Source organism: Methylophaga sp. OBS1 (assembly GCF_026319365.1).
This window is the reverse complement of sequence record NZ_JAPDMS010000003.1, coordinates 266,788-278,940: the sequence shown is the minus strand read 5'-3', so window position 1 is coordinate 278,940 and position 12,153 is coordinate 266,788. Positions and strand designations below refer to the sequence as shown.

General features: G+C 53.0%; 15 protein-coding genes. 1 reads left to right on the top strand and 14 read right to left on the bottom strand.

Annotated elements, in window-relative coordinates:
- Positions 1–8 precede the first annotated feature (8 nt).
- From cheY to OMQ46_RS10600, 14 genes are all read right to left on the bottom strand, one after another.
- Positions 9–398, bottom strand: a complete 390-nt coding sequence (gene cheY, locus OMQ46_RS10665; RefSeq protein WP_266236841.1) for a chemotaxis response regulator CheY — start codon at positions 396–398, stop codon at positions 9–11.
- A gap of 16 nt (positions 399–414) precedes the next feature.
- Positions 415–1,137, bottom strand: coding sequence for an RNA polymerase sigma factor FliA (locus tag OMQ46_RS10660; protein WP_266236839.1), 723 nt, complete (start codon positions 1,135–1,137; stop codon positions 415–417).
- The gene (locus OMQ46_RS10655) at positions 1,134–2,006 is read right to left on the bottom strand and encodes a MinD/ParA family protein (protein WP_266236836.1); all 873 of its coding nucleotides are present in this window, start codon (positions 2,004–2,006) and stop codon (positions 1,134–1,136) included. Before OMQ46_RS10655 ends, OMQ46_RS10660 begins: the two co-directional genes overlap by 4 nt.
- Positions 1,999–3,201 carry a flagellar biosynthesis protein FlhF gene (flhF, locus tag OMQ46_RS10650; RefSeq protein WP_266236835.1) on the bottom strand — a complete coding sequence of 401 codons (1,203 nt, stop codon included), beginning with the start codon at positions 3,199–3,201 and terminating at the stop codon, positions 1,999–2,001. Before flhF ends, OMQ46_RS10655 begins: the two co-directional genes overlap by 8 nt.
- Positions 3,202–3,226: 25 nt before the next feature.
- Complete coding sequence (gene flhA, locus OMQ46_RS10645; RefSeq protein WP_266236834.1) at positions 3,227–5,311, bottom strand: flagellar biosynthesis protein FlhA; 2,085 nt, start codon at positions 5,309–5,311, stop codon at positions 3,227–3,229.
- Positions 5,312–5,379: 68 nt separating this feature from the next.
- Positions 5,380–6,516, bottom strand: a complete 1,137-nt coding sequence (flhB, locus tag OMQ46_RS10640) for a flagellar biosynthesis protein FlhB (RefSeq protein WP_266236833.1) — start codon at positions 6,514–6,516, stop codon at positions 5,380–5,382.
- Positions 6,509–7,291: a flagellar biosynthetic protein FliR gene (gene fliR, locus OMQ46_RS10635; RefSeq protein WP_266236831.1), complete on the bottom strand. Its 783-nt coding sequence runs from the start codon at positions 7,289–7,291 to the stop codon at positions 6,509–6,511. The genes flhB and fliR overlap by 8 nt, the downstream gene beginning before the upstream one ends.
- An 11-nt stretch (positions 7,292–7,302) precedes the next feature.
- Complete coding sequence (fliQ, locus tag OMQ46_RS10630; protein ID WP_266236830.1) at positions 7,303–7,572, bottom strand: flagellar biosynthesis protein FliQ; 270 nt, start codon at positions 7,570–7,572, stop codon at positions 7,303–7,305.
- Positions 7,569–8,303, bottom strand: coding sequence for a flagellar type III secretion system pore protein FliP (gene fliP / locus OMQ46_RS10625; RefSeq protein WP_323135156.1), 735 nt, complete (start codon positions 8,301–8,303; stop codon positions 7,569–7,571). The genes fliQ and fliP overlap by 4 nt, the downstream gene beginning before the upstream one ends.
- Positions 8,303–8,731 (bottom strand): flagellar biosynthetic protein FliO, encoded by a 429-nt coding sequence (fliO, locus tag OMQ46_RS10620; protein WP_266236829.1) that lies wholly within the window; start codon positions 8,729–8,731, stop codon positions 8,303–8,305. Before fliO ends, fliP begins: the two co-directional genes overlap by 1 nt.
- Positions 8,731–9,198 carry a flagellar motor switch protein FliN gene (gene fliN / locus OMQ46_RS10615; RefSeq protein ID WP_266236827.1) on the bottom strand — a complete coding sequence of 156 codons (468 nt, stop codon included), beginning with the start codon at positions 9,196–9,198 and terminating at the stop codon, positions 8,731–8,733. Before fliN ends, fliO begins: the two co-directional genes overlap by 1 nt.
- Positions 9,195–10,217 (bottom strand): flagellar motor switch protein FliM, encoded by a 1,023-nt coding sequence (fliM, locus tag OMQ46_RS10610; RefSeq protein WP_266236826.1) that lies wholly within the window; start codon positions 10,215–10,217, stop codon positions 9,195–9,197. The genes fliN and fliM overlap by 4 nt, the downstream gene beginning before the upstream one ends.
- Before the next feature lie 2 nt (positions 10,218–10,219).
- Positions 10,220–10,720 (bottom strand): flagellar basal body-associated FliL family protein, encoded by a 501-nt coding sequence (locus tag OMQ46_RS10605; protein WP_266236825.1) that lies wholly within the window; start codon positions 10,718–10,720, stop codon positions 10,220–10,222.
- Positions 10,721–10,769: 49 nt separating this feature from the next.
- The gene (locus tag OMQ46_RS10600; protein ID WP_266236824.1) at positions 10,770–11,180 is read right to left on the bottom strand and encodes a flagellar basal body-associated FliL family protein; all 411 of its coding nucleotides are present in this window, start codon (positions 11,178–11,180) and stop codon (positions 10,770–10,772) included.
- Positions 11,181–11,267: 87 nt separating this feature from the next.
- Between OMQ46_RS10600 and asd the strand changes: the two genes are divergently transcribed.
- Positions 11,268–12,152, top strand: a complete 885-nt coding sequence (asd, locus tag OMQ46_RS10595) for an archaetidylserine decarboxylase (RefSeq protein WP_266236822.1) — start codon at positions 11,268–11,270, stop codon at positions 12,150–12,152.
- The last annotated feature ends 1 nt before the right edge of the window (position 12,153 follow it).

Here is a 12,153-nt window from a genome sequence, read left to right as displayed (position 1 = left end):
AAAGCTCCTTATTGTGCGTTGATTCGTTCGAAAATCTTTTCGATTTTCTCCTTTAGTGTCGCAGCAGTGAATGGTTTGACGATGTAACCATTGACGCCGGCCTGTGCTGCTTCAATGATTTGTTCACGCTTGGTCTCAGCGGTCACCATCAGTACTGGCAGCGTCGACAATTTTTCGTCGGCACGCACGGCCTTGAGCAGATCAATCCCCTGCATGCCCGGCATGTTCCAGTCAGTGATCAGGAAATCAATGCCACCTGCCTGCAGAATCGGGAGGGCAGTCGTGCCATCATCGGCTTCCTGGGTATTGTTGAAGCCGAGATCGCGTAGCAGGTTTTTTATAATCCGTCGCATTGTGGAGAAGTCATCCACAATCAGGATTTTCATATTCTTATCCAAAACTAACCTCCAAAATTTACATCATCCAGTCACGAAGTTTGGAACGGAGCCGGATCACTGTTTGACTGTGTATCTGGCTGACCCGGGATTCACTGACGCCCAGGACTTCTCCGATCTCCTTCAAATTCAATTCATCATTATAATACAGGCTCATTAACAGCCGTTCCCGCTCCGGCAGACCATCAATGGCCTGTACCAGAGCGAGTTGGAAATCATCTTCCTGGACTTCGTCATCTGGTGAGGACGGCGTGGCAGTCAGTGGGTGGGCCTGGGTTTCATCGTTATCGGTGAAATCATCCAGACTGAATAACTGATGCCCAGTCGAATCCTGCAGGTGCTGGTGATAGTCACTGAGATTGAGCCCCATTGCCGCAGCGACTTCTGCATCGGTGGCGTTACGGCCCTTGTTCTGTTCGATTTCACGCATCTTTTCGGCAATGTCACGGGCTTTTTTGTGCACCGATCGCGGCGCCCAGTCATTTCGACGAATTTCATCCAGCATCGCACCGCGGATGCGAATACCGGCATAGGTTTCAAAGCTGGCTCCCTGAGTCGCATCAAACTGATGTGAAGCATCGAGCAGGCCGATCATGCCGGCCTGAATCAAATCCTCAACGTCAACCGAAGGAGGCAGGCGCGCGATCAGGTGGTAGGCGATACGTTTGACCAGTGCCGCATGCTGTTCGACCAGTTCTGATTTTGATTGTCCTGATGCGTACATGGCAGCTCCGCTGTTCATGCCATTTCCATACTTGCCTGAATCAGTCGTTCGACAAAAAACTCCATATGCCCACGCGGTTGTTTCTGTACCGGCCAGTATTCGATTTTCTTGGCCAGATGGGCAAACGCGGTGGCGGACTTGCTGCGCGGATAGGCATCGACCACGCTGCGTTGTTTCTTGACGGCGCTGCGCAAATCATCATCGAAAGGCACAATCCCCATAAAGTCGAGCGTCACGTCGAGAAAACGCTCACAGACCAGCGCAATCTTGTCGAACAGTTCACGACCTTCCTGCACGCTGCGACTCATGTTGGCGATAACATGGAAACGCTCCACGCCATGTTCGCGGCTTAACAGTTTGATCAGTGCATAGGCATCGGTAATCGAAGCCGGCTCATCACAGACCACGACAATCACTTCCTGAGCGGCTTTACTGAAGCTGACCACACTATCCGCAATACCGGCGGCGCTGTCTATCAGCAGTACATCAATATGCTGATCCATTTCGCTGAAAGCCTGAATCATGCCGGCATGTTCAGCGGTGCTGAGTTCGGCCATTTTCTGAACGCCGGAGGCGGCAGGAATGATTTTCAGCCCTGCCGGGCCTTCGACAATGATTTCTCTGAGACTTTTGCTGCCATCCAGTACATGTAACAGGTTGAATTGCGGGTGCAGTCCCAACATGACATCAATGTTGGCCAGTCCCAGATCGGCGTCGAGCAACACAACTTCCTTACCCTGAGACGCCATGGCGACACCCAGGTTCACGGTCACATTGGTTTTGCCGACACCCCCCTTACCGCTGGCGATGGCAATAACCTTGACCGGACGCGGGGGATTGAGCTGGCGTCGCAGGCCGGCAGCCTGATCCTGGGAATTATCAGCCATAGGCGGCAAAACCTCCGTAACTGGACAATGTTTGCGGGTCCAGTTGTTGTTCATCATTCATCAGTTCACTGGCCTGATTGACCAGGGTATTAGGTCGAGCCAGGCTCAAATCTTCCGGCACCTGTTGACCATTGGCGACAAAGGCAAGCGGCATCTGATGACGAATCATCGCCGACAGTGCGCCACCCAGGCTGCTGGCCTCATCAGTTTTGGTCAGAATACAGCCACTCAGATCAAGGTGCGAAAAGGCCTTAATAATATCATCCATACCGCTGCTCTGGGTGTTGGCAGATAAGGTCAGCAAGGTTTTCACCCGGGGAGACTGCTGTTTGAGCAGGGCAAATTTTTCGGTCAGTTGCATATCCCGTTGGTTCATTCCCGCAGTATCTATCAGGATAAAGCGGCGATCAAGCAGGTCGGACAGGGTTTGCGAGAGTTCGGCGTGCGTTCGGGCAACCCGGATAGGCACGCCCAGAATACGGGCATAACTGCGCAACTGTTCCTGGCCACCGATGCGGTAGCAATCAGTGGTAACCAGTGCCACCTGACGGGCGCCGTGCTTGAGGGCGCAGCGCGCGGCCAGTTTGGCAATCGTAGTGGTTTTGCCGACCCCGGTGGGCCCCACCAGCGCATAGATACCTCCCTGCGACAGAAAGTCTTCATTAGTCAGACGCAGCTGGCTGGCAAGACGGCCCATGGATTGACGCCAGGCGGTTTCCAGATCATCGAAGCCAGCCATCTGGGCGGTGATGGTCTTGGCGATCTCAACATCGACCCCCATGCGCAGGAAGCGTTTCAGCAACTGCATCTGGGTCGGACTCTGGCGCTCCATGTCTTTCCAGGTCAGGTCTGAAAGTTGATTCTGCAGCATGTCACGCAGGCTGGCGATTTCCCGGCGCATCTGTACCAGGGTCGGTTCCTGCGACCAGATATTTTCTTTGGGCGCAGGTTGAGGGGCTTGGTAGCGTGTTTCCGCAGATGGATTGATTTCCACTTTCGGTTGTTGTGGAGGTTCATCCATCAGTGGCTGCGACTGACGTCGGAACTGGCTTTCGTCGTAGTCGGTGGCAGCAACGATTTCAATACCGCCGTCGACACGGGTATTGGACAGGATCACGGCATCGGGTCCCAGTACTTCCCGGACTTCACGAATAGCCTGACGGACGTCAGCAGCCTGGAAACGTTTGATTTTCATAAATCACAACCTCAATCTGTCACATTCAGCGGCCGATATTGGCCACAATCCTGATTTGTTTGTCGTCCGGTATTTCGTTGTAGGACAACACGTTCAGGCCCGGAATCGAGTGGCGGATAAAGCGGGAAATCCAGCTTCTCAAGCCCGCCTGTACTACCAGGATGGCTGCATCCCCTGTCATTTCCTGTCTTTGCGTCACTTCCTGCAGATTCTTATGCATGTTCTCCGCCAGACCAGGTTCGAGGCTTGCGCCACCCTCACCGGATGCCTGCAATGTTTTGAGCAAAATCTGTTCCAGTTCTGGATCAAGGGTGATAATTGGCAGTTCATTCGAGGTGCCATTGATATGCTGGATAATCGAATGACTCAGCGCCATGCGGGTGGCCGCGGTAATGGCTTCCGGATCCGGGTTACGTGCCGCCTGTTCCGAGATCGATTCGGTAATGGTGCGGATATCGCGAACCGGGATATTTTCTTCCAGCAGGTTCTGCAGCACTTTCTGCACCGTGCCCAGCGGCACGGTGTCAGGGACCAGGCCTTCAACCAGCTTGGGCGCAGATTTAGCCAGGTTATCCAGCAGGTGCTGCACTTCTTCACGGCCCAGCAGATCATGGGCGTGGTTGTTCAGAATCTTGCTCAGATGGGTGGCGATGACGGTATCGACATCGACCACGGTATAGCCCTGGGCCTGAGCATGTTCACGCTGGCTGGTTTCGATCCAGACGGCATCCAGACCAAAGGCCGGGTCCTGGGTATTAATGCCATCCAGGGCGCCAAAAACCTGACCCGGATTAATCGCCAGCATCCGGTCGGGATAGACTTCGGCTTCACCGAAAGTGACGCCGAACAGGGTAATTTGATAGGCAGTCGGTGCCAGATCCAGATTATCCCGGATATGCACCGGTGGAATCAAAAAGCCCATTTCCTGGGAAATTTTCTTGCGTATGCCTTTGATTCGGTTCATTAACTGACCGCCCTGGTTTTTATCCACCAGAGGAATCAGACGATAGCCGACTTCCAGCCCAATCGGATCCACCGGGCTCAAGTCATCCCAGCTCAGTTCACGCTGCTCACGGGGTGTTTCCTGCTGCGGTTGCTGGGCGGCGATTTCCGCAGCGGTGGCAGCTTTTTGACGTTGATGCAGGTACCAGGCGGTGCTACCACCTATCGCGGCCAGAATCAGGAATGGAATATTGGGCATGCCCGGAATCAGGCCCATGCCGCCGATGATGGCGGAGGTAATCGCCAGGGTTTTGGGATTACTGGTGAGCTGTCCGATGATTTGCTCACCCATATCCTGTTCCTTGGTGGAACGGGTAATGAGCAGGCCGGCAGCAGCGGCGAGCAGCAGGGATGGGATCTGGGCCACCAGACCATCACCGATGGTGAGTAGCGTGTAGTACTGGGCAGCCTGGGCAAAGGTCAGCTCATGCTGGGCGACACCGATAATGAAACCACCGATGATGTTGATGAACAGGATCAGAATCCCGGCGATGGCATCACCACGGACAAATTTACTGGCACCATCCATCGAACCGTAGAAATCGGATTCCTGCATGATTTCTTCACGACGGCGGCGGGCTTCATCCTGATCAATCAGGCCCGCATTCAGGTCGGCGTCAATCGCCATCTGTTTACCAGGCATGGAATCCAGGGTGAAGCGGGCACTGACTTCGGCGATACGCGTGGCACCTTTGGTGACCACCACAAAGTTGATAATGACGAGAATGGCAAACACCACGAAGCCGACAGCATAGTTACCGCCGATGACAAACTCACCAAAGGCTTCAATCACATTACCCGCAGCCGCGGTGCCGGTGTGACCTTCCAGCAGAATAATTCGGGTGGAGGCGACGTTGAGGGCCAGCCTGAGCAGGGTGGCAATCAGCAGAATACTGGGAAACGCTGCGAAATGCAGCGGTTTAAGCATGTAGATGCTGGCTAGTACGATCACCAGTGACAGGGCGATATTGAAGGTAAACAGCATATCCAGCATGAAAGCCGGCAGAGGCAGGATTACCATGGCCAGCAGGGCCACCAGCAGCATCGGCGTCGCTAAGTGTCCGTTTACCACAGAGCGAAAACGGGCAGCCAGTACGTTGTTTTCCATCCAATTTCCTTTCAAGCAGTCAGTCGGGATGCCTCAATACCGGTCGGCTTTGACCGGCTTAGAGTAGGTTATGCATCACGTCTTAAATCATCAGGTATTGGCAGGTCTTCGGTGTCCAGATGCGGTTTGTTGCCACCCTGTTTGCGGTAGCGACGTAATTGGAAGACAAATGCCAATACCTGGGCTACTGCAATATACAGACCAGATGGAATTTCATCGCCGATTTCAGTCGAGTAGTAGACCGCCCGGGTCAGTGGCGGCGCAGAGAGAATGGGCACTTCATTGTGTTCAGCCACCATGCGGATTTGCTGAGAAATCAGATCAGCCCCCTTGGCGACCACCACCGGCGCGCCGGATTGGGTCTGATCGTATTTCAACGCCACGGCATAATGGGTGGGGTTGGTGATAACGACATCGGCCGACGGAATATCCTGCATCATCCGCTGCTGCGACAGCTGTACCTGCATGCGGCGGATACGGCCCTTGACTTCGGGGTTACCCTCGCTGTCCTTCATCTCGTCTTTGACTTCCTGCTTGGTCATCCGCAGTTGACGGCTGTGATTCCAGATCTGGAAGGGGACATCCACCACCGCAATCAGAATCAGACTGGCGGTGATGGCGAGAAACACCCACAGCGTCAGATAGCCGAGATCAGCCATCGCCACTTCAACTTCCTGGCGGCCCAGTGTCAATAATTGGTCACGAATCCCCCACAGGATCGCCGTGGAAATGGCACCGACCAGAATAAATTTGGCCAGGGCCTTGGCTAGTTCAATTAACCCTTGTGGACCGAATATGCGTTTCAATCCTTTGAGTGGGCTCATCCGCTCACCCTTGGGCGCCATGGCCTGCCCCGAGAAATTCCAGCCGCCGATCAAGGCTGGTGCGGCGAGTGCTGCAACCAGTGTCACGGCGAGGAATATGCCGATATCAAAAGCCATGATTTCGACACTCTGGATGAAGGTATTGACCATCGCATCGGTGTCAAACAGCTGCTTGCGGGTCAGGCTGAATGACAGCGCCATCACCTCAGCCAGATCAGCGATGATATTTTCACCGACGAAGAACAGCGTCACCGCACTCAGAATCATCACCAGTACAGTCGTCAATTCACGGGATCGGGGAACCTGGCCTTTCTCTCGCGCCTCTTCCAGGCGCTTGGCCGTGGGCTCTTCTGTTTTTTCCTGTCCGCTCTCTTCAGCCATCCTGCGTTACCAGCAAACGCGCGGTTTGCAGCATCGTGTCACTCATATCAACAATGTGCTCGCCGACCAGCGGCAAAGTCACCATGATGATCACAAAACCCAGAATGATGGTCATCGGGAAGCCGATGGAGAAGGGACTGATCTGCGGTGCTGCCCGCGATAAAATTCCGAACGCCAGGTTGACCATCATCAGGGAACCTATCGCCGGTAATGCAATTATGACACCAGCTGCATACATCCAACTGGCCTGTGCAGCGACATCACGAAAATCGGTAGCAGTCAGTCCATTGGGGCCGACCGGCATCGTGCTGAAGCTCTCAGACATCACCTGAATCAGCACAAGATGACCGTCGATGGTGACAAAGATCAGGGTGACCATCACCAGGTATAGCTGACTGATCACCGGCACCATCACGCCATTCTGCGGGTCGACCATTGAGGCAAAACCCAGACCCATCTGCATGGCGATGATCTGACCGGCGACAATAAAAGCGTTGAACAGTAACTGCAGAATAAAGCCCATACAGGCGCCAATCAGAATTTGTTGGGCAATGATTAAAAGACCGGTAGCACTCAAAGGATCGACCACCGGCATATCGGTAGAGATGCCGGGAATAATCACCATGCTGACGGCCAGAGCCAGCAGCAGACGAGCACGGGCACTGACAAAGTTACTGCTGAAAATCGGTGCCACCATCACCATCGCGGCGATGCGGAAAAAGGGCCACAGATAACTGCCCAGCGCGCCGGTGATTTCAGCTATGCTGAATTCCATACTGTCGCGGCCTAGCCGATCAGGAAAGGAATATCTTCAAACAAACGCCGGCTGAAACTAATCAGCATACTCAGCATCCAGGGACCGGCCACCATCAGGACCAGCAGTGTGATAAACAGCTTGGGAATAAAGGTCAGGGTTTGTTCGTTAATCGAGGTCGCGGCCTGGAACATGCTGACCAGCAGGCCGATGAACAGGGCGGGTAACAGAATCGCTGCGATCAATACAGAAATGATCTGTAGCGTCTGTTGCATCACGGTAAGAACAGTTTCCGGCGTCATAGGTAAAAACTCGAGGCGAGCGTGCCCATCAGCAGCGCCCAGCCATCAATCAATACAAACAGCATCAGTTTGAACGGCAGTGAAATCAGCATCGGTGACAACATCATCATCCCCATCGCCATCAACACACTGGCAACCACCAGATCGATGATCAGAAACGGAATAAAGATCAAAAAGCCGATCTGAAAGGCTGTTTTCAGTTCGCTGGTGACAAAAGAGGGTAATAACAGGCTGTAAGGGATATCCTTCGGTGTCTGCATTTCCTCGTAGCCACCGATTGAGGCAAACAGTTCGATGTCAGTTTCCCGGGTCTGGGCCAGCATAAAGGCTTTGAACGGAGCGCCGGCCCGCTCAAAGGCAGTGGTCACTTCAATGTCACCGTCCATATACGGCACGACGGCCTCTTCGTATGCCTGACCGAAAACCGGATGCATGATAAAGATAGTCAGGAATAGTGCCAGACCAATCAGGATCTGGTTAGACGGGGTCGACTGCACCCCCATGGCCTGACGTAATATGGCCAGCACAATGATGATGCGGGTAAAAGACGTCATCATCATCAACCCTGCCGGTAGCAGGGTCAGCACGGTCATCAATGCCAGAATTTGCAGGGTCAGGCTGTAACTTTCGCCGCCTTCGGTATCAGTGACGGTCAAGGCTGGAATACCCTGTTCGGCACCGATGGCCAGCATCGGAGACAGTAACATAATCAAAGTGAGCAGGAATCGCATCAGCGTTCCCCCCGCTGTTGCATAATTTGACGTAATTTCCCGGCAAAATCGGCACGCTCAGTATTGCCAGTCGGAAGTGGGGTATCCAGTTTATAGAGCAGGTTGACCTGTTGTGGTGTCACCCCGAGCAGTAGTTGCTCATCTCCAACCTGCACCAGCACCGCTCGCTCGCGGGTGCCCAGAGGCAGACCGGCAATCACTTTCATTTTTCCGTTAGCAGCCGTATGAAAACTGGTGGTGCGTTTTAACAACCAGGCCACCAGTACGATGCAACCCAGTACCAGAACCAGCCCCATCACGGTCTGTAACAGGCTCATTGCAGACAAAGGCGATTGACTCAGGGTCCTGGCACTCTCCTGTTGCTCAGCGGCATAAAGCGGGAATGACAGTAGCCAGAGACTGCTGCCGAGTAAGCATGGCATTTTCATCAGCGCAGCTTCTTGATGCGTTCTGCCGCACTGATGACATCAGTCAGGCGGATACCGAATTTGTCATTAACCACCACCACTTCGCCGTGGGCAATCAGTGTGTCGTTGACCAGCACATCCATGGGTTCACCGGCGAGGCGATCCAGTTCTACCACTGAACCCTGGCTCAGTTGTAACAGATTACGAATGCTGATGCGGGTGCGGCCGATTTCCATGGAGATGGTGACCGGAATGTCCATGACCATGTCCAGATCCACATCCTGGCGCGGTTTGGCATCGTCATCCAACTGGGCGACCGGCGCCGGGTTAGCTTTCTGTTGCTTATCTTCAGATTCAGCCTGTTCCTGCAGTGCCTCAGCCCAGGGATCATTGTCTTCTTCGCCGCTGGTTTCGTCGCTCTGTTCTTCCAGTGCGGCGGCCCATTCATCGGCCAGTTCCTGATCTTTTTGTTGGGTATCATCACTCATTTTTTCTTACCTTTCTTCAACTGGTACGTCGGTGTGTGATCTTTAGGATGTTCGATAATTTCCTGAATTTTCAACGCGGCTTTTTCGCTGTGCTCACCATAGCTGGCACGAAACATCGGCACATCCTCTACCATGGTCACCACATGTTTGGGCATATCGATGGGAATGATATCGCCCGGTTTAAGCTTGATAATCTGTTCCAGACTTAAAGTGCTCTGTGCGAGGTTCGCCCACAGCTCCACCTCGGCAATCTTTATTTCTTCACGTAATGCCTTGGCCCAGCGGCCATCGTCCATGGAACGATCACTCTGCAGCCCGGTATCCAGTAGCTCACGAATCGGTTCCAGCATGGAGTAGGGGAAAGTGACATGGACATCACCGCCGCCGCCATCGAGTTCGACATGAAACGTTGAAATAACCACGACTTCACTGGGGCTGACAATATTGGCGAACTGTGGATTCACTTCATGATTAACAAATTCAAAGTCGACTTCCATCACGGGTGACCAGGCTTCGGTCAAGTCACGGAAACAGAGGTTCAGCACCATGTTAATCACGCGCAGTTCGGTCGCGGTAAATTCACGGCCCTCGATACGGGCCTGAAAACGACCTTCACCACCGAAATAATTATCCAGAATGGTGAACACCAGTTTCGGTTCCAGCACAATCAGGCCGGTACCGCGTAGCGGGTGTAGATGGATCAGGTTCAGGCTGGTGGGCACGAACAGGGTATGCACGTACTCAGAGAACTTCATCACCTGCACACCACCCACCGAAATTTCCGCCGAGCGCCGCAGCATATTGAACAGGCTGATACGCAGGTAACGACCAAAACGTTCATTGATCATTTCCAGCGTCGGCATACGGCCGCGGATAATGCGTTCTTCGTTGCCGAAGTCATATGGCCGAGGCTTGCCGGTTTCAGGGTCGATATTCGAACTGGTTTCCAGCTCGCCATCGCCCAGGCCATTCAGCAGGGCATCGACTTCATCTTGTGAGAGTATGTCGTGGACAGCCATGGTTATTGCATGAGGAAGCTGGTGAAATACACGGCTTCCAACTCATTCTCCAGAGAAGTTTCGGATTGCAGAATCCGGTTGATTGTTTCCAGGCAGGCCTGTTGCAATGCTTGAGTGCCTTCGCTGGTCAATAAGCCGTCATAATTTTGACTGAACAGCAGCATCAGCAACTCGTGCTGTATAGCCGGTAAGTGGGTCTGAACCGCATCAATGACTGCCTGGTCTCTTGCCATCACTTTCATTTTGACCTGCATGTAGCGAACCTGGCCGTCACTTTGCTCAGAAAAATTAACAATAAACGGTTCTTCGATGGTGTAGTAAACCGGTGGCTGCTTGACGGGTTCGGTCACTTCAGCAGCATCTTCCTCACCGTTACCCATAAACAAAAAGACGCCGAGGCCAATGATAGCCAGTAAAAGAATGGCAATGACAACAACCAGGATTTTGGTAGTTTTAGTATTTTTCTCTTCGGCGACTTCAATATCGTCTTGTTTTTCAGCCATGAGCGCTTTCCATATACAAGTTTAGTTTTAATTAGCAAGGAGTATGCCGCTATTGCAGAATAAAGCGGGTGAAGTACACCTGTTCCAGTGAGTCATTGCCGGTTTCCTCTGCCAGCAGACCACGAATTCGTTCCAGTGCCTGCTGTTGTAACAGCTCTCTGCCCGCCACCGAGGTAATAGTGGTGTAGCTTTGATCGGTGAACAGTAACCTGAGTGAGTCCTGAATCATCGGCAAATGGGTTTGCGCGCTCTGAATGATCGCGGGATCGTCAGATTTCAATGCGACCTTGATTTGCAGGTAGCGCATTTTGTCATCACTTTGTTTGAGAAAGTTAATGGTGAAGGGATCTTCAATCGCGAAATAGGGTGAAACCGCAGCATCAGCCGATTCGGCTGCTTTCAGCGGCAAGGACAGCATCAGGCACAATGCGAGGCAGATAGAGATGAGGGGCTGAATCATTGCTTGCTATACTCCCGCTTTTGTTAAGAATGGAAATAATGCCGTTGATTATGACAAGCTTGGACTATAGGTTAAAGGGGATAAGACGTGGCTGACAGACCCGACACAAAAGAACGGCGCTGTAACTGGCTGGATCGTATCCTGACAGTACCGCAGTATTTGTTGCCTCAGCATACGCTGTCGGTGCTGATGCATCGCCTGACGCAAAGCCGGGTGGGCTGGTTCAAAAATGCTTTTATTCGCTTCATCAGTTGGTGGTTTAAAGTCGATATCAGTGAGGCGACGTCAGCGGACCTGCAAGATTACCCCAGTTTTAATGCGTTTTTTACCCGACCACTCAGGGCTGGTATTCGGCCTGTTGCTGAAGGCGATGATGTATTGGTTTCACCGGTCGATGGGGCAATCAGTCAACTGGGTCCGGTCACCGATGGACGCATCATTCAGGCCAAAGGACGTGACTACACGGTGGAAGAATTATTGGCTGGCGATCAATCACTGGCGCAGGCATTCGCTGACGGTCAGTTTGCCACCATCTACCTCTCGCCGCGCGATTATCACCGTATTCATATGCCACTGACGGGTACCTTAACCAGCATGCGTTATGTGCCGGGCAAGCTGTTTTCAGTCAATCCTCGCACGGCAAGGGCTGTACCCCGTCTGTTTGCCCGTAATGAGCGTGTTGTCACGGTATTTGATACTGAGTTCGGACCGCTGGTGCAGGTGCTTGTGGGAGCAATATTTGTCGGCAGTATGGAAACCGTCTGGGCCGGCCAGATCACTCCGCCTTACGGTGACGCGATAAAGGAATGGCGTTATGCTGATGAACAATCAATTCGTCTGACTAAGGGGGCGGAAATGGGGCGTTTCAATATGGGATCAACAGTGATTCTACTGCTCCCGCCTGGCATGAAAGCCTTCCAGTCCCATTGGCAGGCGGGGGATATCATCAAACTCGGACAAGCCATGAATTAAG